At 73.2% G+C, this 24,997-nt stretch carries 26 protein-coding genes and 1 pseudogene; 13 read left to right on the forward strand and 14 right to left on the reverse strand.

The annotated features are described in order from the left end of the window. The first annotated feature begins 107 nt into the window (after positions 1-107). From cysT to AC5L36_RS17865, 4 genes are read left to right on the forward strand one after another with little or no spacing between them, the layout of a single operon-like run. A complete protein-coding gene (gene cysT, locus AC5L36_RS17850; protein WP_441217372.1) occupies positions 108-953 on the forward strand; it encodes a sulfate ABC transporter permease subunit CysT in 846 nt (281 codons plus the stop codon). After that, positions 946-1,788: a sulfate ABC transporter permease gene (locus tag AC5L36_RS17855; RefSeq protein WP_441217374.1), complete on the forward strand. Its 843-nt coding sequence runs from the start codon at positions 946-948 to the stop codon at positions 1,786-1,788. The genes cysT and AC5L36_RS17855 overlap by 8 nt, the downstream gene beginning before the upstream one ends. Beyond that, positions 1,785-2,741, forward strand: coding sequence for a sulfate/molybdate ABC transporter ATP-binding protein (locus AC5L36_RS17860; RefSeq protein WP_441217376.1), 957 nt, complete (start codon positions 1,785-1,787; stop codon positions 2,739-2,741). Before AC5L36_RS17855 ends, AC5L36_RS17860 begins: the two co-directional genes overlap by 4 nt. Continuing rightward, positions 2,741-3,160 (forward strand): RrF2 family transcriptional regulator, encoded by a 420-nt coding sequence (locus AC5L36_RS17865; protein WP_441217378.1) that lies wholly within the window; start codon positions 2,741-2,743, stop codon positions 3,158-3,160. The genes AC5L36_RS17860 and AC5L36_RS17865 overlap by 1 nt, the downstream gene beginning before the upstream one ends. Before the next feature lie 22 nt (positions 3,161-3,182). Here the strand turns inward: AC5L36_RS17865 and AC5L36_RS17870 are convergent. After that, positions 3,183-3,989, reverse strand: a pseudogene (locus tag AC5L36_RS17870) (EamA family transporter); the annotation flags it as partial. A gap of 38 nt (positions 3,990-4,027) precedes the next feature. Between AC5L36_RS17870 and AC5L36_RS17875 the strand changes: the two are divergent. Both AC5L36_RS17875 and AC5L36_RS17880 read left to right on the forward strand, forming a co-directional pair. Continuing rightward, positions 4,028-4,522: a MarR family winged helix-turn-helix transcriptional regulator gene (locus AC5L36_RS17875; RefSeq protein WP_441217380.1), complete on the forward strand. Its 495-nt coding sequence runs from the start codon at positions 4,028-4,030 to the stop codon at positions 4,520-4,522. A gap of 35 nt (positions 4,523-4,557) precedes the next feature. Further along, entirely contained in the window at positions 4,558-5,238 is a 681-nt protein-coding gene (locus tag AC5L36_RS17880) for a BON domain-containing protein (RefSeq protein WP_441217382.1), read from the forward strand. Between the two features lie 49 nt (positions 5,239-5,287). Here the strand turns inward: AC5L36_RS17880 and AC5L36_RS17885 are convergent, their stop codons facing one another. After that, positions 5,288-6,307, reverse strand: a complete 1,020-nt coding sequence (locus tag AC5L36_RS17885; RefSeq protein WP_441217384.1) for a helix-turn-helix transcriptional regulator — start codon at positions 6,305-6,307, stop codon at positions 5,288-5,290. Between the two features lie 126 nt (positions 6,308-6,433). Between AC5L36_RS17885 and AC5L36_RS17890 the strand changes: the two genes are divergently transcribed. After that, positions 6,434-6,793 carry a hypothetical protein gene (locus AC5L36_RS17890; RefSeq protein ID WP_441217386.1) on the forward strand — a complete coding sequence of 120 codons (360 nt, stop codon included), beginning with the start codon at positions 6,434-6,436 and terminating at the stop codon, positions 6,791-6,793. A gap of 284 nt (positions 6,794-7,077) precedes the next feature. On the opposite strand, the gene AC5L36_RS17895 is transcribed toward AC5L36_RS17890, so the two are convergent. Continuing rightward, entirely contained in the window at positions 7,078-7,305 is a 228-nt protein-coding gene (locus AC5L36_RS17895) for a DUF6458 family protein (protein WP_441217388.1), read from the reverse strand. Positions 7,306-7,430: 125 nt separating this feature from the next. Between AC5L36_RS17895 and wrbA the strand changes: the two genes are divergently transcribed. Together wrbA and AC5L36_RS17905 are read left to right on the forward strand one after the other, a co-directional pair. Next, positions 7,431-8,060, forward strand: a complete 630-nt coding sequence (wrbA, locus tag AC5L36_RS17900; protein ID WP_441217390.1) for an NAD(P)H:quinone oxidoreductase — start codon at positions 7,431-7,433, stop codon at positions 8,058-8,060. Continuing rightward, positions 8,057-8,524 carry a YflT domain-containing protein gene (locus AC5L36_RS17905; RefSeq protein WP_441217392.1) on the forward strand — a complete coding sequence of 156 codons (468 nt, stop codon included), beginning with the start codon at positions 8,057-8,059 and terminating at the stop codon, positions 8,522-8,524. Before wrbA ends, AC5L36_RS17905 begins: the two co-directional genes overlap by 4 nt. 1,264 nt (positions 8,525-9,788) lie before the next feature. Here AC5L36_RS17905 and AC5L36_RS17910 read toward each other — a convergent pair. Together AC5L36_RS17910 and AC5L36_RS17915 are read right to left on the reverse strand one after the other, a co-directional pair. Then, positions 9,789-11,357 carry a sigma-70 family RNA polymerase sigma factor gene (locus AC5L36_RS17910; protein WP_441217394.1) on the reverse strand — a complete coding sequence of 523 codons (1,569 nt, stop codon included), beginning with the start codon at positions 11,355-11,357 and terminating at the stop codon, positions 9,789-9,791. A gap of 43 nt (positions 11,358-11,400) precedes the next feature. Then, positions 11,401-13,443 carry a serine hydrolase gene (locus AC5L36_RS17915; RefSeq protein ID WP_441217396.1) on the reverse strand — a complete coding sequence of 681 codons (2,043 nt, stop codon included), beginning with the start codon at positions 13,441-13,443 and terminating at the stop codon, positions 11,401-11,403. Positions 13,444-13,613: 170 nt separating this feature from the next. Here AC5L36_RS17915 and AC5L36_RS17920 point away from each other — a divergent pair, with 170 nt between their 5' ends. Together AC5L36_RS17920 and AC5L36_RS17925 are read left to right on the forward strand one after the other, a co-directional pair. After that, on the forward strand, positions 13,614-15,398 hold the full coding sequence (locus tag AC5L36_RS17920; protein WP_441217398.1) for an exo-alpha-sialidase: 1,785 nt from the start codon (positions 13,614-13,616) through the stop codon (positions 15,396-15,398). 49 nt (positions 15,399-15,447) lie between these two features. Continuing rightward, a complete protein-coding gene (locus AC5L36_RS17925) occupies positions 15,448-16,029 on the forward strand; it encodes an LURP-one-related family protein (RefSeq protein ID WP_441217400.1) in 582 nt (193 codons plus the stop codon). A gap of 138 nt (positions 16,030-16,167) precedes the next feature. Here the strand turns inward: AC5L36_RS17925 and AC5L36_RS17930 are convergent, their stop codons facing one another. The 9 genes from AC5L36_RS17930 to AC5L36_RS17970 all read right to left on the reverse strand — a co-directional run bounded on the left by AC5L36_RS17930 (position 16,168) and on the right by AC5L36_RS17970 (position 23,292). Next, positions 16,168-17,373, reverse strand: coding sequence for an RNA polymerase sigma factor (locus AC5L36_RS17930; RefSeq protein ID WP_441217401.1), 1,206 nt, complete (start codon positions 17,371-17,373; stop codon positions 16,168-16,170). After that, the gene (locus AC5L36_RS17935) at positions 17,370-17,717 is read right to left on the reverse strand and encodes a YciI family protein (protein WP_441217402.1); all 348 of its coding nucleotides are present in this window, start codon (positions 17,715-17,717) and stop codon (positions 17,370-17,372) included. Before AC5L36_RS17935 ends, AC5L36_RS17930 begins: the two co-directional genes overlap by 4 nt. Before the next feature lie 107 nt (positions 17,718-17,824). Further along, positions 17,825-18,340 (reverse strand): DUF1990 domain-containing protein, encoded by a 516-nt coding sequence (locus AC5L36_RS17940; protein ID WP_441217404.1) that lies wholly within the window; start codon positions 18,338-18,340, stop codon positions 17,825-17,827. Continuing rightward, positions 18,331-19,467 (reverse strand): YndJ family transporter, encoded by a 1,137-nt coding sequence (locus AC5L36_RS17945; protein WP_441217406.1) that lies wholly within the window; start codon positions 19,465-19,467, stop codon positions 18,331-18,333. The genes AC5L36_RS17940 and AC5L36_RS17945 overlap by 10 nt, the downstream gene beginning before the upstream one ends. Further along, a complete protein-coding gene (locus AC5L36_RS17950; RefSeq protein WP_441217408.1) occupies positions 19,464-20,138 on the reverse strand; it encodes a TetR/AcrR family transcriptional regulator in 675 nt (224 codons plus the stop codon). The genes AC5L36_RS17945 and AC5L36_RS17950 overlap by 4 nt, the downstream gene beginning before the upstream one ends. A 122-nt stretch (positions 20,139-20,260) precedes the next feature. Further along, a complete protein-coding gene (locus tag AC5L36_RS17955) occupies positions 20,261-21,685 on the reverse strand; it encodes a fibronectin type III domain-containing protein (protein ID WP_441217410.1) in 1,425 nt (474 codons plus the stop codon). Between the two features lie 66 nt (positions 21,686-21,751). Next, positions 21,752-22,093: a PRC-barrel domain-containing protein gene (locus AC5L36_RS17960; RefSeq protein WP_441217412.1), complete on the reverse strand. Its 342-nt coding sequence runs from the start codon at positions 22,091-22,093 to the stop codon at positions 21,752-21,754. Positions 22,094-22,122: 29 nt separating this feature from the next. Then, positions 22,123-22,947, reverse strand: coding sequence for an alpha/beta fold hydrolase (locus tag AC5L36_RS17965; RefSeq protein ID WP_441217414.1), 825 nt, complete (start codon positions 22,945-22,947; stop codon positions 22,123-22,125). A gap of 66 nt (positions 22,948-23,013) precedes the next feature. Further along, positions 23,014-23,292 (reverse strand): hypothetical protein, encoded by a 279-nt coding sequence (locus AC5L36_RS17970; RefSeq protein ID WP_441217416.1) that lies wholly within the window; start codon positions 23,290-23,292, stop codon positions 23,014-23,016. 60 nt (positions 23,293-23,352) lie between these two features. Here AC5L36_RS17970 and AC5L36_RS17975 point away from each other — a divergent pair, with 60 nt between their 5' ends. Then, positions 23,353-23,745 carry an SRPBCC family protein gene (locus AC5L36_RS17975; RefSeq protein WP_441217418.1) on the forward strand — a complete coding sequence of 131 codons (393 nt, stop codon included), beginning with the start codon at positions 23,353-23,355 and terminating at the stop codon, positions 23,743-23,745. Between the two features lie 27 nt (positions 23,746-23,772). Beyond that, positions 23,773-24,309 (forward strand): class I SAM-dependent methyltransferase, encoded by a 537-nt coding sequence (locus AC5L36_RS17980; protein WP_441217420.1) that lies wholly within the window; start codon positions 23,773-23,775, stop codon positions 24,307-24,309. The last annotated feature ends 688 nt before the right edge of the window (positions 24,310-24,997 follow it).

The following is a 24,997-nucleotide window of genomic DNA, read 5'->3' on the forward strand; positions in this document are numbered from 1 at the left end:
GCGGCGGCGTCTGGACGGAGCCGCCCCGCCGACGAAGTCGGGGTTTCGGGGTGGCGGAGGAAGACGTCGCCTTCAGCGCCGCACGAGCGAGCGAACCAGGAGACTCAGTGACGACTGCGACCCTCGCCCCGGACCGGTCGGCCGCGCGCCGATCGGCCCGGGGTGGCCGCCGCCTCAACCGCTACTCCGGTTTGGGTCTCGGGGTCGCGATGCTCTGGTTCAGCCTGCTCGTCCTGATCCCGCTGACCGCCGTCGTGGTCACCGCCTCGGAGGGCGGCTGGAGCGGCTTCTGGGACGCGGTGACCAACGAGCAGACCGCGGCGGCCATCCGGCTCACGGTCGGCACCGCGTTCGGCGTGACGGTGGTCAACGTCGTCATGGGCACGCTCATCGCGTGGGTGCTCGTGCGCGACAGGTTCTTCGGCAAGCGGCTGCTGGAGGTCCTGATCGACATCCCGTTCGCACTGCCGACGATCGTCGCCGGCCTTGTGCTGCTCTCGCTGTACGGGCCGGAGAGCCCGCTCGGCATCGACATCCACAACACCCGGATCGCGGTGTTCCTGGCGTTCCTGTTCGTGACGCTGCCGTTCATCGTCCGCACCGTGCAGCCGGTGCTGGCCGAGCTCGACCACGAGGTGGAGGAGGCGGCCGCGTCGCTGGGCGCGAGCCGGTTCACCACGTTCCGGCGGATCATCCTGCCGAGCCTGACCCCGGCGATCGCCGCCGGCGCCGCGCTCTCCTTCGCCCGGGGCGTCAGCGAGTACGGCTCGCTGGTGCTCCTCTCCGGCAACCTGCCGATGCGCACCGAGGTCACCTCGGTCCGCATCCTGAGCAGCATCGAGAACGACAACATCGACAGCGCCGCAGCCGTCGCCGCGGTGCTGCTCGCCATCTCGTTCGCGGTGATCGTGATTCTCGACGTCATCCAGCGGAGGGTGATCCGCCGTGGCTGAGCAAGCGACAGCGCGCCGACCGCGTGCGGTCCGCGGACCCGGGCGGTACGTGTCCCGCCTGATCGTGGTCGCCTATCTCTTCTTCCTCGTGGCCTGGCCGCTCTTCCTGGTCGGGCAGAACACGTTCGAGGGCGGGCTGGACAACCTCCGGGGCATCGTCGAGGACCCCGACGTCGTGCACGCGCTGCGGCTGAGCCTCATGGTCGCGGTCGTCGCCGTGGTGATCAACACGGTCTTCGGCGTCGGCATCTCGCTGCTGCTGGTGCGCTACGAGTTTCCCGGCAAGCGGCTGCTCAGCGCGCTGCTCGACGTACCCCTGTCGGTGTCGCCGATCGTCGTCGGCCTCTCGCTCGTGCTCGTGTACGGCGGCCGGGAAGGCTGGTTCGGCCCCGCCCTGGAAGGTGCCGGCTTCCAGGTCATCTTCGCCACCCCGGGCATCGTGATGGCCACGACGTTCGTGGCCCTGCCGCTGGTGATCCGCGAGGTCGTGCCGGTCCTCGAGGAGGTCGGCGACGAGCAGGAGCAGGCGGCGCGGAGCCTTGGCGCGAACGCTTTGCAGACGTTCTGGCGGATCACCCTCCCGGCGATCAAGTGGGGCGTCACCTACGGCGTGGTGCTGAGCCTGGCCCGGTCGCTCGGCGAGTTCGGCGCGGTCAAGGTGGTCTCCGGCAACGTGCTCGGCGAGACCCGCACCACCACGCTCGTCGTCGAGGAGAAGTACCTCAACTTCGACAAGGGCGGCGCCTACGCCGCCGCGTTCCTGCTCGCCCTCGTCGCGGTCGCCGCGATCATCGTCGTCTCCGTTCTCCGCCCTTCGTCAGAGGAAAAGCGTTGAGCATCGAAATCACCAGCGTGAGCAAGAGATTCGGGAGCTTCGTCGCACTCGACGACGTTTCCGTGAGCATCCCGTCCGGGCAGCTCACCGCGCTGCTCGGCCCGTCCGGCGGCGGCAAGTCCACGCTGCTGCGGATCATCGCGGGCCTGGAGCAGGCCGACAGCGGCCGGGTGCGGATCGAGGGCGTCGACGCCACCGGCCTGCCGCCGCAGAAGCGCAACGTGGGCTTCGTGTTCCAGCACTACGCCGCGTTCAAGCACATGTCGGTACGCCGCAACGTGGCCTTCGGCCTGGAGATCCGCCGGCGCCCCAAGGCGGAGATCCGGGAACGGGTCGACGAGCTGCTCCGCCTCGTCCACCTGGAACAGTTCGGCGACCGGTTGCCCGCGCAGCTCTCCGGCGGCCAGCGGCAGCGGATGGCGCTGGCCCGGGCGCTCGCGGTCGAGCCGACCGTGCTGCTGCTCGACGAGCCGTTCGGCGCGCTGGACGCCAAGGTGCGCAAGGAGCTGCGCGACTGGCTGCGCCGCCTGCACGACGAGGTGCACGTGACCACCGTCTTCGTCACCCACGACCAGGAGGAGGCTCTGGAGGTCGCCGACGAGATCGTGGTGATCAACGATGGTCGCATCGAGCAGATCGGCACGCCCGACGAGCTGTACGACGCGCCCGCCAACGACTTCGTGATGCGCTTCCTCGGCCCGGTCACCCAGCTCGGCGACCGGCTCGTGCGCCCGCACGACCTGGTCATCCACGCCGATGATCCGGAGCCGGGCGCGCTAGCCGGGAGGGTCACCCGGATCACCCGGATCGGCTTCGAGATCCGCGTGGAGGTGACCGTCGGCGACCAGCCGGTGATCGTCACGCTCACCCGGACCCGGTTCCGCGCGCTCGACATCCAGGAGGGCTCGACCGTCCATGTGGCAGTGGCACCCGAGGCGCTGGTGGAGGCGTAGTGCAGATCTCGGCCCGGAGTGACTACGCCCTCAGGGCGCTGATCGCCACCGCCGGCTTCTCCGACGGCGGTCCGGTCTCGGCGACGAAGCTGGCCGAGGCGCAGGCGATCCCCCTGGGCTTCCTGCACGACATCATGTCCGACCTGCGCCGCGCCGGGCTGCTGACCAGCCAGCGCGGCACCGACGGCGGGTACACGCTGGCCCGCCCACCGACGGAGATCACGGTGGGTGATGTACTGCGCGCCATCAACGGCTCGTTGAGCACGGTCCGGGGCCTGCCTCCGGACCAGGTCAGCTACCACGGGGTGGCGAGCAGCCTGCCGGAGCTGTGGCTGACGCTGCACGAGGCGATCGCGGACGTGGTGGACCGGACGACGCTGGCCGACCTGTTGCCGGTGCGGTACCGGACGAGCGCCTGACCTGCCCGGCCAGGACGCCCGCGAGCACCAGCAGGATCCCGGCGAGCTGAGCGGCCGTCAGCGCCTCGCCCGCCACGGCCGTGCCGAGCAGCACGCCGGTCACCGGGTTGAGCAGCCCCACGAGGCCCACCGTGGCCGCGCCGAGGTGGCGCAGCCCGGCGAACCAGGCGGCGAACGCCACCGCCGTCGCGACCACGGTCACGTACGCGAAGCCCCACAGCGCGGGCGCGTCGAGCGCCGGCGGCGCACCCTCCACCGCGACGGCGAACGGCAGCAGCAGCACTCCCCCGGCGACGAGCTGCCACGAGGTGGACGCGAGCACGTCGACGTCCTTGGCCCATTTCTTCGTCAGCACGTAGCCGAGCGACGACATCAGCATCGCTGACACCGACGCCGCCACGCCGCGCCAGTCGACCGGCACGGCGCCGCGGAAGAGCATCAGCCACACGCCGGCGATCCCGGCGGCCGCGCCCACCGCGGTCAGCACCCGCGGCCGCTCGGCCAGCAACGCCCATGCGATCAGCATCATGACCACCGGCGACGCCGCCATGATCGTCGAGGCCACGCTTGTCGCCAGCAGCTGCGCGGACATGTAGATCAGCACGAAGAACGCGCCGACGTTGAGCGCGCCGAGCAGCGCCGACCGCCACCACCAGGCCCCGCCGGGCAGCCGCCGGGCGAGCGCGAGCAGGAGCAGGCCGGCGGGGAGCGCCCGGATCGCCGCGCCCCAGAGCGGCGCGTCCGGCGGCAGGTACTCGTGTGTCACGAAGTAGTTGCTGCCCCACGCGACCGGCGCGATCGCGCAGATCAACGACCACCGCCAGGTCATTTCCCCAAGATACCTTCCTCGGAAGGTATCTTGGCTGTGTGACCGACCACGTCGCACGCATCCAGGCGGAGTGGGCCCGCGAGCGGCCCGACGTAGACACCGCGCCGCAGGGCGTGATCGGGCGACTGCACCGCCTCGCCGCCCACCTCACCGAGGAGCTGTGCGTGGTCTACCGCCGGCACGGCCTCAGCGAGGGCGAGTTCGACGTACTCGCCGCCCTGCGCCGGGCGGGTAAGCCGTTCGAGCGGGCGCCCGGCGAGCTCGCCGCGTTCACGATGGTGACGACCGGCGGCATGACCAAGCGGATCGACCGCCTTCAGCGGGCCGGCCTGGTGACCCGGCGGCGCAGCGGCACCGACGGCCGGGGCCGGGTGGTGGCGCTGACCGCCGCCGGGCGGGAGCTGATCGACCGGGCGTTCACCGAGCACATGCGCAACGAGCGGCGGCTGCTCGCCGCCCTCACCGCCGAGGAGGCCGCCCAGCTCGAGGCGCTGCTGACGGCGTGGCTCGACCGCGTCGCCCCGGGCGGGTGATGGCCACCCACCCGGCGCCGCCGGACGATCCCGGGATGACGACGACACCCGAGCTACGCACCGACGAACAGATCCAGCGGGACGTCCTGGCGGAGCTGCGGTGGGACGCCCGCGTGCAGCCCAACGAGGTGGCCGTCGTGGCGCGGGGCGGCGTCGTGACGCTCGCCGGCTGGGTGGACAGCTACGTCAAGCGGTGGGCGGCGGAGCGCGCGGCCCAGCGGGTACGCGGTGTGGTCGCGGTCGCCAACGAGGTCGAGATCCACCCGCCCGCCGCCGGGGCCGAACCCACCGACCCGGACATCGCGGCCGCCGCGGCCCAGGTGGTGGAGTGGAACGCGCAGGTGCCGGCGGACCAGATCGAGATCACGGTCTCGGCCGGCCGGGTGGTGCTGCGCGGCGAGGTCGAGTGGGAGTACGAGCGCCGCGAGGCCGAGCGCGCGGTGCGCGGCCTGGCCGGGGTGCGCGGGGTGACCAACGCGATCGCGCTGCGGCCGCGGCAGCGGACCGAACCCGAAGACCTGGAACGCCGGATCGCGCAGGCCCTGCTGCGCAGCGCCGAAACCGACGCCGGACGGATCGTCGTCGAACAGGACGGCGACCGGGTCATCCTGCGCGGCGCGGTGCGCTCCTGGCCGGAGCGGCGGGACGCGGAGCGGGCCGCCTGGTCGGCGCCGGGAGTGCGCGACGTAGAAAACGACATCCGCATCGCGCCGTAGCTGGTGCGGTGGCGAGCGGTCAGCCGGGCCGGCGGAGCCGGCCACGGCGCTAGCGCTGGGCCGCCCGGTGCAGGGGGCGGGGGATGTACAGCCCGCGGCGCAGCGCGTAGACCGCCGCGAGCGTGCGCGTGGAGGCGTGCAGCTTGGCGAGGATGTGCTCCAGGTGCGTGGTCACGGTGCGCTCGGTGAGCCAGAACGCGCTCGCGATCCGCCGGTTGGAGCAGCCCTCCACGATCAGGCCCAGCACTTCGAGCTCGCGACGGGTCAGCCGGCCCAGGTCACCGGCGGGCGCGACGACCACCGCGGCCACGACGTGCGCCGGTGGCAGGTCGGGGCAGGCCAGCACGGTGACCCGCAGGTGCGTGTCTTCGCCGGCCGGATCGTACGGGCACAGGAACGTCGCGTGCACCGCCTCCTCGAGTTGGTCGGCGGCCGCGCCGAGCAGGGCCGACCCGGGCGCGAGCAGGGCGTGGCCGGCCAGGCCGGGCAGCGGCAGGGTGCGGCCGTCGCGGGTCAGCAGGACGCCGGCCACCGCGTCGTCGACGAGCCGGCCCGCCGCCGCGATCGAGCGCAGCGGGTCGAGCGCGTTGGCGATCGTCGTGGAGAGGACGCTCAGGAGGTCACGCGCCGCGTCGGTCGGATGCGCCGTGCTGTCGGTGTAGAGGGTCAGGAGGCCGAGGTAGCGGCCGTCCGATGTGGCCAGCCGCACCCCGATGCCCTCGCGGAAACCCGCGGGCGTCAGGTACTCCGCCCAGGCCCGGATCTCGTCGCGTGGGACAGCCAGGTCGCGCAGGCGCATCGGCGGGCCGAACCGATCGAGACCGACCTGCTCGATGTCGTCGACGTGCTCCGGACTGTCCAGGTAGGACCGCACCTTCTCGTCCAGACCCGCGGAGAAGAGCGAATGCTCGGCACGACGCTCCATGTCGAGCAGGTAAACACGGGCCGCCTCGAAGTGCACCAGCCCGCGCATCGGGGCCAGCAAAGCCTCCGCCCGCTCCTCGATGCCCGCCGGAGCGGCCGCGATAGAGGCCACCGTGGTGGCGATTTCGAGCGCCCCCGAGCGCATGCAGCATCGCCTCCCGCAGACAGCCTATAGCGCTCGCGGCTTCCGCAAAGCCCGCGTCTCAAACCCGGATCGGATCGGTAATCTTGCGGATTGGCATAGCGCTTCTGAACGTGTCGAATTGATCGGGTGCTCTCCAGGTTGGTGGACTACCGCGAACTGGTCGAACAAGCCTGCCGTTCCATCCGGGCCGACCCGCGGCTCGGCCCGGCGATTGGTGTCGCCCGGGCCACCGCGCGCGACCCGCTGAAAGCCGCGTTGACGCTGCTCGTCGGCGAGACTTTCGCCCGGCGCGCGGAGCGTGCCGTGGCCGGGTTCGTCGCCTTCATCGGCCCGCACCGCCTCAGCGGCGACGAGTACGACCGGCTGGCGCACTATGTGCTTTCGGCCGCCCTGACCCGCGGCGTCGGCCCCGAGCGGTTGATCCTCATCGGCGCGACACTCACCACCGTGCGCGCGGCCGTCCTACCAGGACATGCCCACCGCTGAGCGGCGACTCAGCCGACCGTCCCGGCCGGAGCCGAGATCAAGCCGGTCAACTCACCCGTTCCGGGCGATCACGCCTAACCCCCCGTGGCCAGGCTCGGAAACGCACCGGCCGTATCTCGGGAAGGGACGGAAGAATGACCACCGCCGTTGCCCCACCTGGCGACGAGAAAATCCAGCAGGACGTGACGGCGGAAATCCACCGGGACGCCAAGCGGGCGCCGACTCCCTGATCCACCGGTCAGGATCGACCAGCGCCGGGCGCGCGGACGACGCGGGCCCGCTGCTCACACGTCCGGAGGCGGCGCGTCGGAGGGGAAGCGCGACTGGGAGGCGGCCGACGCCCGGCGCCGGCGGTCGTGCCAGTACCAGAGCGTGACAAGGACGACCGCGCCGCCGGCGAGCATCACGATCACGCCGGTCGCCTGGAGGTCGATCCACCAGGGATCGACCTGGATGGCGAACGCAAGGACGGCGCCGAGCGCGATCAGGAAGATTCCCCCGCCGATGCCCACTGCACAAAGCCTCCGCCGCTTGGGGACCGACCCACCGAACGTAGCTCGCCGCGGATACCCCTATCCGCCCTGGTCACCCGGCCCGGGTGGGGTCGCGTCACCCGGTGCCGGCAAAGCGTGGAGGCATGGACAACGACGTCAAGATCGCCGTGATCTACTACTCGGCGACCGGCAACGTGCACGGCCTCGCCGAGGCGCTGGCCGAGGGAGCGGTCAAGGCCGGCGCGCACGTGCGGGTGCGCCGGGTGCCCGAGCTGGCGCCGGACACCGCGATCGACGCGAACCCCGAGTGGCGGGCGCACGTCGACGAGACCCACGACATGGTGCCGGAGGCCAGGCTCGACGACCTGGCCTGGGCGGACGCGTACGCCTTCGGCACGCCGACCCGCTTCGGCATGGTGTCGGCGCAGCTCAAGCAGTTTCTCGACCAGGCCGGCGGGCTGTGGCTCAACGGCGTGCTCACCGACAAGCCGGCCACGGCGTTCACGTCCAGCATCAACCGGCACGGCGGGCAGGAGACCACGCTCGTCTCGCTGTTCAACCTGTTCGCCCACTGGGGCTCGATCATCGTGCCGCCCGGGTACACCGACCCGGTGCTCTACGAGGCCGGCGGCAACCCGTACGGCGTGTCGTGGCCGACCGGCCAGCCACCCGAGCCGCCCGACGAGCAGACCCTGCGGGCCGCCCGGTACCAGGGGCAGCGCCTTGCCGACATCACCCGGCGGCTGACGCCGAAGGAGGAGTCCACCCGATGACGACGACGCTCGTCGACGGTCGCCCGACCGTGACCGTCGCCTCGTACCCCGAGTACCAGCCCGCTCAGCACGCGGTCGACCACCTGTCCGACAACGGCTTCCCGGTCGAGCGGGTGGCCATCGTCGGCACCGGCCTGCGCACGGTCGAACAGGTCACCGGCCGCATGACCGTCGCCCGCGCGGCGCTGTCCGGCGCCGCCACCGGCGCGTGGGTCGGCCTGCTGATCGGCCTGCTGCTGGGCATATTCGCCGGCGGCGACTGGTGGTGGGTGATCGCCACCGCCGTGGTCCTCGGCCTGATCTGGGGCACCGTCTTCGGCGCGGTGGCGCACGCCATGACCGGCGGGCAGCGCGACTTCTCGTCCGTGAGCGGGCTGCGGGCCAGCGAGTACGCGGTCGAGGTCGACTCCGGCCGGGCCGACGAGGCCGTCCGCCTGCTCGACCGCCTGCCACCGCGCCGGTGACGCCGGCGTCAGGACGGTCGGGCGGATCGTCCTGGCGCCGGTCCCGGCGAAACTTCGGCTTGCGTCGTGCCCCGTACCGGCACCGCCGGCATGGCAAGATCGTGGCACATGCCTCCGCCGACCGCCTCCCCACCGCCGCCGGACCCGCACCGCGAGCGCCGGCGGGCGCTGCTGGCCGGGATCGCCGGACGGCTGCGCGAGGTGGGCATCGAGCCCGCGTTCGGCGCGCTGGAGTCCTATCGGGACTTCTACGGCACGCTGCCCGCCGGCACCACCGGGCTGGTCTGCGAGCAGCCGCCGACCACCGCGCGGCTCCAGGTCACCGCCATCCTGCTACGCCACACGCTGCCACCCGGGCACGGCGGCCTCTCCCCCGACCGGCGCTCGTGGGTGCGCGACGCCGACGTGGTCTACGACCTCGACGGCGACGGCGAGCCGGCGTTCGAGGTCACGATGCTCGAAGACCCGGACGACGGCCTGGGACACAGCCGCGACACGTCCGCGCAGCGCACGGCGACCGCCGACGAGCAGGCCGTCGTCGACACGGCCCGGCTCTGGTACGGATACCGGCACACGCTGCGCGGCACCCCGCCCAAGGCCGACCCCCGCCGCGAGCACGCCCGGCTGCGGCGCGAGGTCGAGCGGCGCGACGCGGCGGCGGCAGCTCCCGACCTGCGCACCGACGGTGCCGCCGGCGACCCGCACCGGCTGGACGCCGGGCTGCTGTGCTGGCACTTTCCCCGCGACCGTAGCGGCCGCTACTCCCGCCGCGCGGTGGTGGCGCTCGCGCCGCACGGCGCCGACCCGACCAAACGCGGCCCCTGGCTCACCGCCCGCGCCCGCGACGGCGCCCTCGTGCTCGGCGTCGAGCCGCTAATCGGCGTCAACCAGGACCACCGGTGGGACGCGACGCCGTGGCTGTGGAGCAAGGCCGGCCGGCACGCCACCGCGCACGAGCGGTGGCAGGTGGCGAGCCCGGAAGAGGCGCGCCCGCTCGCCGCGCTCCTCGACGCGCACGACGTCGCCGCCGCGCTGGAGGCCGCTGGCGTCCGCACCGACGCGGAGGTGGCCGGGCTGCTCGACGGCTTCCCGACCCGATACTTCCGCGCCGGGCACACGGACGTGTGGGTGGCCGCCCTCTACGCCGGGCTGGCCCGGTCGGCGCCGTGGCGCTTCGCGGCCGCGTACGACACGTGGCGGCGCGAGCGGGTCGCGCTGGGCCGCCCGGCCGGCGGGCCGGTGCCGCTCTTCGGCCTGACCGGCCTCAACCAGCAGCGGCGCCCGATGCTCGCCCTCGACCTGCGCGGCGGCGCGCCGGAGCTGCGGATGGTCTGGACCGGCAGCAACGCCCGGCTGCCCCGGGCGCTGTGGGAGCGCCCCGCCGACCTGGACGCCGCCCTCGCGGGCCTGGCGAGGCCGGTGCCGACGGCGCCGTGAAGCCACCGGACCCGTCGTGGTCGCACGGGTTGGCCAGTGTCCTGTGTGGGCTGTCGTCGGTGCTGCCGTCGGTGGCCGTGCCCCGCACCCACCACACGACCCGCGCGTAGCGCAGGCCGGTGCGGCTGCCACTGGCCGCGCTGCGCGTGGTCGCGGTCATGGCGGCGCTCTCCGTGGCGGCACCGCTGGCGCGCCGCCAGAAGAGCCGGCTCGCGGTCATGGTGCGGTTGGCGGTGGCGTCGGCCGAGAGCGTGTACGTCGCCCCATCCGACCCGCACCGCGCCTGCCCGCTCGCGGTCACCGCGAACGCCGGCCGCGGTTCTCTCGTGGACGGTACCGGGCTCTCGGGCTCCTCTGTGGACGGCGGCGTGGGATCCTCGCGGGTCGGCCTGGGTGTGGGTGAGGTCGTGGGCTTGGGTGACGTCATGGGCGCGACCGGCGGCGTAGGCGGTCCCGCGGTCGGGATCGGGGTCGGGGACGTCGCCGGCGGCGCGGACCCGCTCGCCAGGTCGGGTGGCGGGGCCGGTTCCCCGGGACGGGTCAGCACGATCACCACCAGCACCGCCACGGCGGCCGCGGCCCCCGCCGCCGCCAGCGCGCCGCGCCGCCGCCGCGCCGGGAACCCGTCGCGGTCGAGCCGGACGTCGGGTGGCCCGGCCGGCCGCCAGGAGACCGCCGGGAGCACCGCGAACGGCACCGCCACGTACCCGGTCAGCAGGGCGGCCGGGCTGAGCAGCGTGGCGCGGCTGGCCAAGCAGCGGGCGCACCCGTCGACGTGGCGCCCGAGCCGCTTGCGCAGCAACGGCGTGAGCCGCCCGTCCCACCCGGGCACCAGCTCGCGCAGCGCCGGGCAGGCCGCCGCCCGCGCCACGAGCAGCACGCCGAGCGCGCGCTCCAGCTGGAACCGGGCCCGGGACAGGCGGGCGTGCGCGTGGTTGCCGGAGACGCCGAGGACCGCGCCGATGTCCACTACGGACAGTCCATGCCGGAGCGCCAGCTCGATCACCTCGCGGTCGCCGTCGCCGAGCCCGGCGGCCGCGGCGTGTACCAGCTCGCGCACCTCCGCCGCCCGCACGCCCGCGCCGAGGTCGGCGGTGTCCGCGCTCGCATCGTCGAGCTCGGCCGGCACCTCCCGCCGCCGGTCCCGGATGTGGCGCAGGCACTCGTGCCGGGCGATCGCGTACAGCCACGGCAGCAGCCGCTCCGGCTCGCGCAGCTGCCCGGCCCGCCGGCCGGCGATGACGAACGTGTCCTGCACCGCGTCGGCGGCCGCGTCCGCGTCGCGCAGCGTCGCCCGGCAGTACGCGTACAGCCGGGGTGCGTAGCGGCGGTAGGCGCCGTCGAGACCCCGCGGGTCGCCGGCGACCATCGCCGCCACCAGCCCGCGGTCGTCCATCTCCGGCACGGTAGCTCGCTCGCGCACCCCGGCTGTCCGGCGCTCAGACCATCAGGTCGCCGATTTCCTCGGCGATGTAGGTGGCGTGGTCGCCCGCGCCGCCGTCGAACTCCTCGCGGTTGACGATCACGGCGATCGCGATGCCGTCGTCGGGGTACACCCGCAGGTGCGCGTCGGACCCGAGCTGCTTGCCGTCCTTGTCCGCGACCTTGTGGCCGCCCTCGGTGTCGAGCGCCCAGCCGTACGCGTAGGACCACCCCTCGTCGCCGCCGTCCCAGATGTAGTCGTCGTCCGCGACGACCTGCCCGGCGATCATCGCGGCGCCGAACCGGGCCATGTCCCGCACGCTGGACTCCAGGCCCCCGCCAAGCGTCTTCCACGTGGTGTCGTCCGGCGCCACCTCGTCGTTGTCCGCGCCCTCGTAGAGCTTGGCGCGGCGCACCGGCTCGCCGATCCCGTAGGGCTCCTCCTGGCGGAGCGTGGTCAGGCCGAGCGGCTCGCTGATCTCCTGCCGCACGAGGTCCTTCACGCCGGCGCCGGTGGCCTCCTCCAGCGCCGCGCCGAGGATCGTGTAGCCGTGCGTGCTGTACAGGTACGAGTCGCCGGGCGTGCACGCCGTCGACACCCCGCCGCCCTCGGTCCACGACCGCAGCGGGTCGGCGTCGAACTCCCCGACCACCGCCTGCGCGTCGCTGTACCAGGACTGCGCCATGTTGTCGTCCGCCGCCTTCTCCACCTCGAACTGCTCCGGGTCGGTCGCCTCCAGGGACGACTTCGGGTGGCCGGCGTAATGGCGCACGCATCCCCTGTTGCCGGCCAGCTGCTCCAGAGTCGCCTGGTGCTTGTCATCCAGCGGTTCGTAGTAGGAGTTCGCCGTCTTGTGGCGGTCAACGTCGCCGTCCGGCTTCTCGTCCAGGCGAAGCGTGAGCGCGCCGCCGACCGCCTTGCTCACGGAGGCCCACCGCAGCACGTGGTCGGCGTCCATCAGGATGTCGCCTGCGATGTCCGCCTTGCCGAAGCCGCGCGTGTACCGGAACACCCCGTTCTCGATGACCGCCACGGCGATCCCCGGCACGTCGTCCTCGCCCATCTCCCCGGCGATGAGGGCGTCCACGTCCGGCCGCAGCCGCCAGTCGGGCTTGTCGCTGTTCTGCCGCCAGATCGAGGCGTACTTCACGCCGGTCGAGGTCTGGTAGCGGCCGACGAAGATCTGCCGGTAGCCCTGGTCCACGTTCAGGTGCCAGTTGTTCCCGAACTGGTGGGCGGTCATCTCCCGCCATCCGCGCCAGCGACGGTCGTTCGCGTTCTCCACCCAGATGCCGCCGAAGAGCTGCTTGGCCCCGCTCAGGGCGGAGTCGAACGAGAGCATCCGGAAGCCGTCGGCGTCGTATTCGCCGAACGCGGCGGCGTACTGGGCGTTGTCGAAGTCGCCGTGCAGGTGCCAGTCCAGCCCTTCGGGGTTGTCCAGGAACACGACGCTGTAACGGATGCCGCCCAGGTCGCGGTACATGTCGAAGTCGATCGGCATCCGCTCGGCCCGCCGCTGCTCCTGCTCGCGCGCCGCGAGCTGGGCGAGCGTCAGCCCGAACCAGGAGAACGAGGTGAGGCCCTCGACGTTCTGCACCCACGCCGCGGCGAAGTACCCGGCGCCGTCCACGCTGTAGATCTCCCGGTCGACCAGGCGTAGGCCGTCCGCCTTCGCCTTGGCGGCCGCCGCCTCGTACTCGGCCTTGGTCATCCGCGGCTCGACCCGCCAGTCCCGGCCGTCGAGGTTGTCCTGGACGACGCTGGCGAACCACGGCTCCCCACCGAAGCCGTCGGCCTCGATGTCGACCGGCAGGGCGCCGATCTGCTTCCACTCGTCGATGTCCCGCGCGAACTCCTCTTCCGTCCGCTCCCGCCGCTCGACCCAGTCGACCTCGTTCGGGTCGAAGACGGCGGACGGCTGGCCCGGGTGGGCGCTCGCCACCGGCCCACCGGCGACGAGCGTGGCGGCGAGACCGGCCAGCGCGAGGCCGGCGACGGCGAGGCGGCCGCGGCGGCGTAACCGGCGCGCCCGCCGCCAGGCCTGCGAAAGATAGATCATGATCCCTCCAGGTGTCGTTGGGGTTGACACCGGAACGAGACCCGCGCCCGGTGGCCACCAACACCTTTCGCCTGTCGCCAACCCGACACCGGCCATTGAACTCAGGCAATGGGATACATAGGATGTCCTATGTGAAGCGAATCGGGATTGGTCTGCTTTGTGGTGTTCTGGTGGCAGTGACCATGGCGCCGCCGGCTCGCGCGGCCTTGCCGCACACGGTGCTATTCGACCGGGACACGTTCGGTGCCGGGTGCTACCGGATCCCGGCGCTGATCCGTACCAAGGCCGGCACACTGCTGGCGTTCGCGGAAAAGCGGATCTCCGGCGCCGCGTGGTGCCACGACGTCGGCCACATCGACCTGGTCATGCGCCGGTCCACCGACAACGGGCGCACCTGGCAGCCGCCGCTCTCCCAGCCACCCACGGTCGTGCTGGAGGGCACCGACGCCGACCCGGCCGCGCCCGCGACCCGGGGCAATCCGGCGCCAGTCGTCGACCAGGCCACCGGCGCGATCCTGCTGTTGAGCACGTTCAACACAAGCACGAGCGACGCGGTGCGCACGCCGTACATGCAGGTCAGCACCGACGACGGCGTCACCTGGAGCCGGGCGCGCAGCCTCGCCGCCGCCATCGACAAGCCCGACTGGGGCTGGTACGCGACCGGTCCCGGCCACGGCATCCAGCTGCGCCGCGGTGCCCACGCCGGGCGGATCGTGGTCGGCACCAACTTCTCCGACGGCGCCGGCCGCAACGGCGCCCAGCTCGTCTACACCGACGACGCCGGCGCCACCTGGCACATCGGCGCGCAGGACATCCGCCCGAACGACACGATCGTGCCGCAGGAGCTGAGCCTCTTCGAACGCGCCGATGGCACCATCTACGCGGCCGCGCGCGACAACAGCCAGTCCGCCGACGGCGTCAACCGGGCGTTCGCGCTCAGCCGCGACGGTGGCGAGACGTTCGCCGCGCCGTTCGCGAACGTGCCGGGCCTGACCGCGGACGCCGTACAGGGCGCCACGCTCGTCATCCGGTCCACCGCCGACGGCGACCGGTACAACCGCGTGCTCTTCACCGCGCCGACCCATCCCACGCTGCGGCAGGACATCCGCGTCCGCACCTCGTGGGACGAAGGCGCGCGCTGGCAGACGCCCCCGCAGGGCACCGACGTCACCGCGGATGCCTACTCTGGATACTCGGACCTGGCGCTGCTGGGCGGCGGCGAGATCGGCCTGCTGTACGAGGGCGGCACCGTCGACGCCCGCGACGAGGTGCGCTTCGCCCGCTTCACCGAGGCGGCGCTCGGCCTGCCCGACGGCGCCACCGGTCCGACCACGCCCGACGTCTCCGGCCGCGGCAACGACGCGTACCTGCGCGGCTCCCCCACCCGGGTGGCCGGCCGCTTCGACAACGCGCTCGACCTCGACGGCACCGACGACTTCGTGCAGCCGCCGTTCGCCGAGTCGCTCGCGATCGGCGGCGGCGACTTCACCGCCACGATGTGGGTGCGGTACGGCGCGAAGCAGACCGACCAGGCGCTGCTGTGGGCGTACAACCAGGGCACCAGCGTGTCGCAGGTATGGCTGCGCGCCGAGCCGGGCGCCAACCGGATCCGCGGCTGGCTCCAGACGGCGAACGGCAGCGCCCAGGTGGTGTCCGCGCAGGCGTACGACGACAGCGCCTGGCACCACGTCGCCCTCCAGCGCGCGGGCACCACGCTCCGCCTCTTCGTCGACGGCACGCAGGTGGGCTCGGTCACTTCGCCGGCCGGCACGGTCAGCCCCGACCGTCCATTCCGGATGTACGCCGGCCAGCGCCTCGACGGCACCCAGCGGCTCGACGGGACGCTCGACGAACTGCGCGTGTACCGGCGAGCGCTCACCGTCACCGAAGTCCGGGACATCTGGCAGACCAACCGCACCGACGTCAGCGGGGCGGTGCTCCGCCTCCCGTTCTGACACCTCGGGGCGGCGGCGCGTGGTGACCGTGTGGCAGACTCGCGCACTTATGAGCACCCAACAACTTCAGAGCCTGCAAACTCTCATCGTGCGGCAGCGGATCCGCATGATGGTCAACCAGTACGAGGTGCACGCGGCCGGTCCCGACGGGTCCGAGGCCGGGCTTATCGCTTTCGCCCAGCAGAAGCGGATGGCCTTCAAGGAGCAGGTCACCCTCTACTCCGACGACACCAAGCAGCAGCCGGTGCTCGGGTTCAAGGCCCGCAAGGTGATGGACCTCGGCTCGGCGTACGACGTGACCGACCCGTCCGGCGCGGCGATCGGCGTGTTCCGCAAGGACTTCAAGCGGTCGCTGCTCCGCTCGACCTGGATCTTCGAGCAGCCGGGCCTGCCGGCCGCGACCGGCCAGGAGCGCAGCCAGCTCGTCGCGATCCTGCGCCGCTTCATGGACTCGCTGTCGTGGCTGCCGTACCACTTCGACTTCGTCTTCGAGGGCGAGCAGCCGGCGTTCTCCGTGGTGAAGAAGTGGGGCCTGCGCGACAAGTACGTCGTGACGATCCACGACCCGCGCCTCGACCGGCGGATGGTCATCGCGATGGCGGTGGGGCTGGACGCGCTCCAGAGCCGCTGAAACTCCGTTGCCACAACGGATCGCACGGCTTACGTTACATAGCAACAGCTTGTGGCTAGCTGCGGCCGGCGCCCCTCGCGGGCGCTGGCCCCGCCGCGGCCGGCGGACTCCTCTCTCGCCCGCCGGCCGCCATCGGTTTCACTCCACTGTGGAGTGTAGGCGCGCGGCGCGCCGCGCCAGATAGCGCTGCTCCGGCTCGTTCGCGGTCATCCGCGCGGCCTTCAGATAGGCGGCCCGTGCGGCCGCCGGCTCCCCGGCCCGTTCCAGCAGATGGCCGCGGACGGCCTCGAGCCGGTGGGTGTGTGCCATCCGCTCGTCCACGTCGAGGGTGCCGGCGACGGCCAGACCCGCACGCGGGCCGTGCACCATCGCCACCGCGACCGCGCGGCTCAGCGTGACCAGCGGTCCGGGCGCCACCTCGGCCAGCACCTCGTAGAGCGCGAGGATCTGCGGCCAGTCGGTGCGTTCGGCGGTGGGCGCCTCGTCGTGCACGGCGGCGATCGCGGCCTGGAGCTGGTACGGCCCGACCGGCCCGGTGCCCAGGGTCGCGGTGAGCAGACCGACCCCCTCCCGGATCGCGGCCGCGTCCCAGCGAGACCGATCCTGCTCGTCGAGCGGCACGAGCGCGCCCTCGGCGTCGGTGCGGGCGGCCCGCCGGGCGTCGGTGAGCAGCATCAGCGCGAGCAGGCCGGCCACCTCGCCCTCGCCGGGCAGCAGCCGGCGCAGCAGCCGGGCGAGGCGGATCGCCTCGGCGGTCAGGTCGGCGCGCCGCGCCGTGTAACCCTCGTTGAAGATCAGGTAGAGCACGTGCAGCACCACGCCGAGCCGCGCGCCGCGCTCCGGGGCGGGCGGCAGCGTGAAGCGGGCGCCGGCCTCGCGGATCTGCCGCTTGGCCCTCGTGATCCGCTTGGCCATCGTCCCCTCCGGCACCAGGAACGCGGCCGCTGTCTCCGCGGTCGTGAGCCCACCGACCGCGCGCAACGTCAGCGCGAGCTGCGACGGCGGCGAGATCGCGGGATGGCAGCAGAGGAAGAGCAGGACGAGGGTGTCGTCCGGGTCGTCGGGCCGGTGTTCCGCGGGATCCAGGGCCACCGCGACCTCCCGCTGGCGGCGGGCGCTGTCCGCCCGCCAGTGGTCCACCAGCGCACGGGTCGCGACGGTCGACAGCCACGCGCGCGGCCGCTCGGGCACGCCCTCGACGGGCCACCGCCGGGCGGCCGCGAGCAGCGCCTCCTGCACCGCGTCCTCGCACGCGTCGAACTGGCCGTACCGCCGCGCGAGCGCGCCGAGGACCCGCGGCGCGAGGTCGCGCAGCAGGTCCTCGAAGGCGGCCGGGCCGGTCACCCTTCCATGATCCGACGGACCTCCATCGGGTACTCGGTGTAGGCCACCACCCGCGACGCGATCTCCAGGGCCCGCTCCTCGGTCGCCTCGACGATCCAGTAGCCGGCGAGCGACTCCTTGATCTCGGCGAACGGCCCGTCGGTCGGCGCCGGCGCCCCGTTGTGGAAGCGCACGGTCGTGGCCCGGCTGGGGTCCATCAGCTTGTGCGAGGCGACGACCTCGCCGGCCTCCTTCAGCTCGGCGTCCATCGTGACCATCAGCTCGTGCAGGCCTTTGACCCACTCCGGCGAGCGCCCCTCCAGCGACGCACCCAACCCGCCGAACATCATGATCATGTACTTCATCGTGTCTCCCTGGCTCCGGCGCCCCGGACGGGCGCGTGCCCCGTGGTCGGAGCCGCCACCCGCGTTCTGGACATGCCTTCTACGGTTTTCTGGGCCCGCACCCCGTTCTACGGTTTCTGGGCCAGCAACCGCCGAAGGGCGGCGCCGCACCGGTGGGCGTAGAGGCGCTGGAAGGGCGGCACCAGCGGGCCGGCGAGCCACACCCACCAGCGCACCGGGCGGCTGAACGCGACCACCTCCAGCCACACCGCGCCGTCCCCGTCCAGGGTGACGACGAACGCCTCCTCGCCGCGCAGCGGGTGTCCGGTGGTCGTGCCGTATCCCCAGCCGGCCCGCCGCTCCCCTTCCTCGGCCCAGACCACGACGCACGGCGCGGTCATCCGGATCGGGCCGATACCGGGCCGCGCGGTCACGGCGCCGCCGGTCGCGGCACGGGGTGCGGACGCCCGGATGGGCACGCCCATCGCCGCGTGCATCCGCCAGGTGAACACAGCCTCCACCGCCCGCGCGAACGCCGTCTCGCCCGCGCCCACCCGCGTCCGGTAGCGCAGGTGGCGATATCCCGCCGGCAGTGGTCCGCGCCGGGTGGCGCCCTTCTCCGGGTACGTGGTCGTCAGCCCCACTCGCTGCCCCTTCCCATCCGCTGCCAGGCGACCAGGGCGCAGAGCGCGAAGCCGAGCGCGTTGGCGAGACCGTGTGTCGCGACCATCCAGGAGATCGGCAGGTGTGGCAGGCCGGTGGCCCGGCCGAGCGCCCAGTCGAGGGCCAGGAGCATCGTCACTCCGAGCGTGCACGCCGACGTGACGAGCAGCCCACCCGTGACCGATGCGGCCCGGCCGCGCGTAACCGAGGGCGTCTGGTCGCTCCGGGCCGGCACGGCCCCGCCGCTCGGGGCCGGCGCCGCCGCCCCGCCGCACGTGACCGAGGGGGTCCGGTCGCTCGGGGCCGGCGCCGCCCCGCCGCCCGTGACCGACGCGGCCCGGCCGCTCGGGGCCGGCACGGCCCCGCCGCGCGTAACCGACACGGCCCCATCGCGGGCCAGCCGCCAGGTGAGTGCGGCGACCAGCCACATGCCGGCGGTGAGCACCGCGGCGCCGGCCAGCTCGACCCACTCGCTCGTGAAGAAGCCGACGAAGACGACCGCCACGCCGGCCGGCACGGAGATCGCGGCGAGGCGCCCGGCCGGTCCGTCGCCGTCGAGGCCGCAGACCAGGCCGGCGACGAGCGCGGCCGCGAAGCCGGCGTAGTGGAAGTGCGCGACGGTCAGCGCCAGCACGTCGAGGTCGAACCCGAACAGCCGGTAGCCGGCCCGCTCCGCCACCAGCGCACTCCCCGCGACCGCCGGCGCGACGAGCGCGGTAGCGGCGGCGACCAGCCGCGGCCCCGCCATCACCCGGGCGAGGCCCACGCCGCCGCCAGGGCCCGCGGGACCGGCGGGGACCGCGACGGCGGCGGGGGCCCGGCGCACGGCGGAGACCAGGCGGGCGGCCGGGATCCAGCGCGCGGAAACCAGGCGGGCGGCGCTGGTCGCCAGCGCGGCGGTGGCCGGAACGTAGGCGGCGGCCAGCGACGCCGCCAGCCAGCCGCGCGGCAGCCACACCGACGCCGCGGCCGGCGCCGCCGCGAGGAGCCACAGCCGGCGCACACCGGCCAGGCCCGGCGCCGCCAGCAGCCGCAGGCCCAGCGGCATCACCAGCAGCAGGCCGGCACATATCAGCAGGTCGAGCAGCGCGCGGCTCCACGCGCTCACGAACGCACCTTTCGCACCAGCCACAGCAGGTCGTTGGTGATCGGGCGCATGCCGGGCAGCCGGCTGAGGCGGATCAGCCGCCCGACGAACGGGGTCGCCAGGTCGACGAGCCGGCGGGTGCGATCCTGCTCGTACGACATGTCGTGCACCCAGTGCAGCGTCAGCGCCAGGTAGCCCAACCACAGCAGCTCGGGCAGCTCGGCCCGCACCTGGCGGTCGACCGCGGGCTTGGCGCCCTCGACCACCTCGCGGAAGAGGTCGATCGCCGCGTCGCGGGCTCCGGCGGACTCGTCGCTGAACGGGCTCGACGGCGACCTCGGGTTGATCGCCACGCCGACGAAGGAGCCGGCGAAGTCGTGGTACGGCCCCATCACGGTGATGCCGGCGTGCAGCACGCCGCGCAGGCGGTCGGTGAAACCCCGGTGGCGCAACGCCTCGGCGGACTCCTCCCGGTGGCGGCGCTGGATCTCCGCGTAGAACTCCTGGACGAGATGGTCCTTGGAGCGGAAGTAGTAGTACGCGTTGCTCACCGAGAGGCCCGCCGCGTCGGCGATCGCCCGCATGGTGGTGCGCTCGTAGCCACGCTCGGCGAAGAGGCGCAGCGCGGTCTGGACGATCAGCTCGCGCGTGCGCTCACCGTGGGCGGGTGACGCCCCGGACGGCTCGGACACCCAAGACACCTCCGGATTTGAACATGTTCAAATCACGCTCACCGTAGCCCCGGATTTGAACATGTTCAAGCGTGGCGGTGCTCACCCGCGGGCCCCACCCACCCGGCGGCGTGCGGCTACGACTACGGCGGAGGGAGGTACGGCACGCGGATCGTGAGCGGCGCGCTCTGCGCCGACTCCAGACCCCGCCCGTCGACCGCCGCCACCGTGAGCACCTGTGTCGTGGCCTGTGGCAGGGCCAGCGCGATCCGCGTCGTGTCCGCGGTGGCGAGCACCTCCGCGCCGCGGTAGACGCGGTACGAGACCGCGGGTTCGCCACCGGGCGGCTGCGTCCACTCCAGCGTCACCACACCGGTCAGCGGATCGCCGGACACCATGCGCAAGTCGGCGGGGCGGGTCGCGCGTCCGGCGGGGCCGGGCGGCGTGGTGACGCCCACCGCCGCGCTCGCGCCGCTCCGGCCGCACTCGCCGGCGAGGGTCGCGGCCACCCGGAGGGAGTACGCCGTCGCCGACGCAAGTCCACTCAGGACGGTGCTGGTGCCGGCGCTCACGCCCACCGCCGCCCCCGTACCGTCGTAGATCGTGTAGCCGGAGGCCGCCGCGTCGTACACCCAGGAAAGCCGCACCGACGACGCGGAGAGCGCGGTGGCGGTGACCGCGGCCGGGCGCGGCGGGCGGGCCTGGCACGCGGCGGTGGATCCGCCCACCGCGACGGCGGGTGACTCGTTGCCACGCGCGTCGAGCGCGGCGACCTGGAAGGTGTAGTGGTCGGCGTGGTAGAGCCCACGCACCACAGTGGACGTCCCCGCGGTGGTGGCGACACGGCGGCCCGCGTCGTAGACGGCGTAGCGCGCGGCGCCACCCGCCGGCGGCTGCCACGCGAGCGCGAGCGTCGTGTCGGTGGCGGCCGTCACCGCGGCGCCGGTCGGCGGGGCGGGCGCGCCGCCCACCCCCGGCGCGGTCGTGACGGTGACCCGCAGCGGCGGCGGCATGGGGCCGAAGCAGCCCGGGAGGTGGGTGACCTCGAACGTGTACGTGGTGGCCGGGCTGAGCCCGCCGACACGCACCCCGGACCCGTCGGTGGAGATCGGGCCGGCGGGCGCGCCACGCACGATGTTCGTGCCCGGATCGCCGTTGCCGGTCCAGGTCAGCGTGACCGCCGACGCGGTGACGCCGGATGCCACGAGGCCGCTCGGGTGCGCCGCCGGACACGTCGGGGGCACGCCCGAAATGCCGATCCACCGGCTGATCGGGGCCGAGTGCGGCGACTCGCGGCCCGCGCCGTCCACGGCCGTGACCGTGTACGTGCGGGTGCGCGCGAAGCCGAGGTTGGTGAGCTGCGCCGAGGTGGTCGTGTTGCGGGTGATCTCGACGTCGCCCTCGTAGACGCGGAAGGCGCGGGCGCGCTCGCCCGGCGGCTGCCGCCAGGTGAGTACCGCCGTCTCGCCACCGCCCACCACGCTGAGGTCGGTGGGCGCGGGCAGCGTGCCCGCCCCTGGACCCACCACGCCGCCGAGAGCCAGGATCGCCGCCGCCAGGACTCGCATGCCGTCCCCCACAAAAAAAGCCACCGGGAACAGCTATCGAAATATGCGAATGTAGTGTCTGTCAAGCTAACGGGGCTGGCTCACCCAGTCCCACGCCCGGCGCAGGCCCTCCTGGAGCTGCTCGCCGACCGGGCGGTCGGCCTCGGCGGCGACCGGGTCGGCGCTCGGCTCGCGCAGCTCGGTGCCGGGCACGGCCAGCACGACACCGCCACGGCGCAGCTCGGCGATCTGGTCCCGGCCGGCGAAGCGGTGCCCGTCCGGCGTGCGCACGATCAGGCCGTGGAAGATGTCCGGCCCCTCGTCGGCGAGGACGTGTGCGACCTCGCCGGCGAGGATGCCGTTGCTGTCGTGCACGGGCACACCGTCGGGCAGGACGGTGTATGCCACCGGTTCGCCGAGTTCTTCCACGCCCTGACCGTACCCAGTGATCTCCGCGGCTAACCGGCCCAGACGGCCTCTTCCTGGTCGAGGAAGGCGAGCGTCACCGCGGCGAACAGCGGCGACATGAAGAGGTTGTAATGCGTGAGGCCGGGAAGGATCGCGAGCGCGTGGCCGCCCTTCGGCCGCCCCTCGCCCATCCAGCCGCCGTCCCGCAGGCCGCCGTCGAGCAGCTTGAAGACCTCGACGAAATGGCTCGGCGGGGCCATGTCGGCGTCCGCCGCCACGATCAGCGTGGGCACCCGCAGCCCGCGCACCTCCTCGGTGAGGTCGAAGTCCTGCGCCATCGCCTCGCCGATCTTGTCGAGCAGCCGCGGGAAGTCCTCCGGGCGCGGCGCGACCTTCACGTACGACTGGTACATCGGCGTGTCCTTCATGAACTCCGCCGCCGCCGCGCTGACCTGGCCCTGCTGCTCGCGCATCTCCGCGGGGATCGCGTCGGTGCGCACGTGCGCGGAGGCGGAGACGAGCCGGCCCACCTTCTCCGGGTACCGCACGGCGGTCTGGAGCGCCACCCCGCCGCCGAGCGAGTAGCCGACGACGTCGGGGCGGTCAAGGCCCAGGTGGTCGATGAGGGCGGCGACGTCGCCCGCCATCAGCGCGATGTCGATCGGCCGGTCGATGTCGGCGGTGCGGCCGTGGCCCTGTAGGTCGACCAGGATCACTTGGTGGCGCTCGGTGAGCGTGGGCAGGATCGGGCCGAACATCTCGCCGGTGCCGAGGCCGCCGTGCAACAGGATCAGCGGCCGCCCGGTGCCGTGCGTCTCGTAGTAGAGGCTGATCCCGTTGACGTCGGCGTACCGGCCGGTCGTGGTGTCACTCATGGTGCCGCTCCTCGGAGTCGATGATCGTCTTATCGTGACCGGTCAGACTCTCCGGGAGCCGCCGACTCATCGGTCGGTGAAGTTTCCCGCCGTCGCGCCGCCGCTCGTGCCGTCGCTCGTCGTGCCGCCCGCGGGCGTGCTCATTCCGCCGCTGGTCGCGTCGCCGGTGGTGGTCGGCGCCACCTTTCCGTCACCGGTGTCCCGGTTTGTCCGGCGGCGCACGCTGGCCGGGCCGGCGGTGCCGCCGGTGGTGGTCACCGCGCCGTGGCCGCGCGTCGGGCCACCGTCGCGCAGGATCTCCTCGTCCAGGGTTTCGCCGCTCTCACCAGGGGTTCGCTCAGACATGCGTCCGGCATACCCGCCGCCGTCCCCGGTAACCGCGGCCGCACTGGGTATGACCCAGCTATGGAGATCAGTGGCAGATACGGGTTTCACGCGCCGTCCGAGGTGGTCTTCAACAACCTCACGGACCCCGACCGGGTACACCGGTGGCTGCCCCTCGGCGTGTACCTGGAGCGGCGCGGTCCCGACCGGGTGCGCCTCGTGGCGCCGCTCGGTTCGACGGAGTGCGAGGTCGACGCGGTGGCCGAGGACATGCTGCTGACGTTGCGGTCGCTCGAGCCGCCGCACGTGCGGGGCACCGCCCGCGTCGAGGACGACGCGGCGGGCGGCAGCCGGGTGCACGTGGTCGTCAGCGCCGACGGGGCCGACCTCGACCCGGCAGACGTGCGGGACGTGCTCGACGAGAGCATGCGCCAGCTGTGCAGCGACGTGGACGACAACTTCAACACGGGCTGAGCGCCGCCGCCACGTAGGCTCGCGACCATGGCGGGTCGCGGGGTGGACCGGCAACGCTGGGTGGTGGACACCTTGGCCGTCCGACCGGCCGGCCGGCTGCTCGAGATCGGCTGCGGCGGCGGCACGGCGACGGCACTCGTCGCCGAGCGGCTCACCACCGGGACCATCCTGGCCGTCGACCGGGCGGCGAGCGCGGTGCGCCAGACCCGCGAGCGAAACGCCGCACACGTCGCCGCCGGCACCGTCGAGGTCCGGCAGGCCGACATCGCGGCGACCGAGCTGCCGGAGGGGTCGTTCGACACGGTCTTCGCGGTAAACGTGAGCCTCTTCTGGCTGGCCACGCCGCCCGGCCTCCTCGACCGGATCGGCCGGCTCCTCGCACCCGGCGGCACCCTCCACGTCTTCGCCGAACGCCCCGCCCACGCGGCCGTCGAGGCCATCGCCGCCCAGGTGGCGGACGCCCTGCGGACGAGCGGCTTCCACCCCGTCGGCGCCACGGTGCGCGACACCCGCGCCGCCGTGGTGGGCGGCTCCCCCGGCGAAGGTGTGTGGTCACCGCACTAGAGACCCTTCGGAGTCGAGGTGGCTTCGACCCCTGAATCCCTGTTCAGACAGAGATGTGAGCTACCGCGACGTCCGTCGTGGTCCAGACCGTCGCGCGGGGTCCCCGGGGGAACGTGGAGCGCGGCGGAGCGTTTTCTTGGGGTGCGTTTCCCGCGGCCTCACCCGTCCGCCGTTGGTCGCGCTAACCCTGCGCGCAAGCGGCGGGGGAGAAGGGGGCGGCCGGATTGAGGTCGCGCCACACGGCGGTCAGCATTTGTCCACAATGTCTGTTCCCGGATCGGCAATCTGGGAAAGCGGCGGGTTTTCGTCGCCGCGAGTAACCGCCACAACGGTGTAAGCGGCGCGAAATTCCAGATCTAGGAGAGTTGGGGCGCTATTTCAACCCCAAGTCTCCTAGATCTCGAAGTCCCGACCTCTGGGCTGGTGACGGTGCGTCAGGATGGCAGGGCTTGTCTCGCGGACCTGGCAGTGGACGGCCGGGGATCTCGGCGAGCGCTGCGAGCCGCCGGCCGGGAACGGTGCCCGCGGGAGCATACGGTCCGCAGCTGACGCCGACGTGGGCAATATGCCTCGAAGAAAACGCCACCACGGACCGCGACCCTGACTCCGAAGCTTCCCTATCGCGGCACGGGGCCGGTCGGGTCGGTGGGTGACGGGCCGGGTGCCGGCGGGGGCACGGGTGCGGGGT

This window comes from Phytohabitans sp. LZ39, from assembly GCF_059359075.1.

Coding starts and splice junctions, on each gene's coding strand:
- AC5L36_RS17880 (WP_441217382.1), top strand. CDS start 4,558: ATGACGACGACACCCGAGCTACGCACCGACGAACAGATCCAGCGGGAC.
- AC5L36_RS17885 (WP_441217384.1), bottom strand. CDS start 6,307: ATGCGCTCGGGGGCGCTCGAAATCGCCACCACGGTGGCCTCTATCGCG.
- wrbA (WP_441217390.1), top strand. CDS start 7,431: ATGGACAACGACGTCAAGATCGCCGTGATCTACTACTCGGCGACCGGC.
- AC5L36_RS17905 (WP_441217392.1), top strand. CDS start 8,057: ATGACGACGACGCTCGTCGACGGTCGCCCGACCGTGACCGTCGCCTCG.
- AC5L36_RS17910 (WP_441217394.1), bottom strand. CDS start 11,357: ATGGACGACCGCGGGCTGGTGGCGGCGATGGTCGCCGGCGACCCGCGG.
- AC5L36_RS17915 (WP_441217396.1), bottom strand. CDS start 13,443: ATGATCTATCTTTCGCAGGCCTGGCGGCGGGCGCGCCGGTTACGCCGC.
- AC5L36_RS17925 (WP_441217400.1), top strand. CDS start 15,448: ATGAGCACCCAACAACTTCAGAGCCTGCAAACTCTCATCGTGCGGCAG.
- AC5L36_RS17935 (WP_441217402.1), bottom strand. CDS start 17,717: ATGAAGTACATGATCATGATGTTCGGCGGGTTGGGTGCGTCGCTGGAG.
- AC5L36_RS17955 (WP_441217410.1), bottom strand. CDS start 21,685: ATGCGAGTCCTGGCGGCGGCGATCCTGGCTCTCGGCGGCGTGGTGGGT.
- AC5L36_RS17965 (WP_441217414.1), bottom strand. CDS start 22,947: ATGAGTGACACCACGACCGGCCGGTACGCCGACGTCAACGGGATCAGC.
- AC5L36_RS17970 (WP_441217416.1), bottom strand. CDS start 23,292: ATGTCTGAGCGAACCCCTGGTGAGAGCGGCGAAACCCTGGACGAGGAG.
- AC5L36_RS17975 (WP_441217418.1), top strand. CDS start 23,353: ATGGAGATCAGTGGCAGATACGGGTTTCACGCGCCGTCCGAGGTGGTC.
- AC5L36_RS17980 (WP_441217420.1), top strand. CDS start 23,773: ATGGCGGGTCGCGGGGTGGACCGGCAACGCTGGGTGGTGGACACCTTG.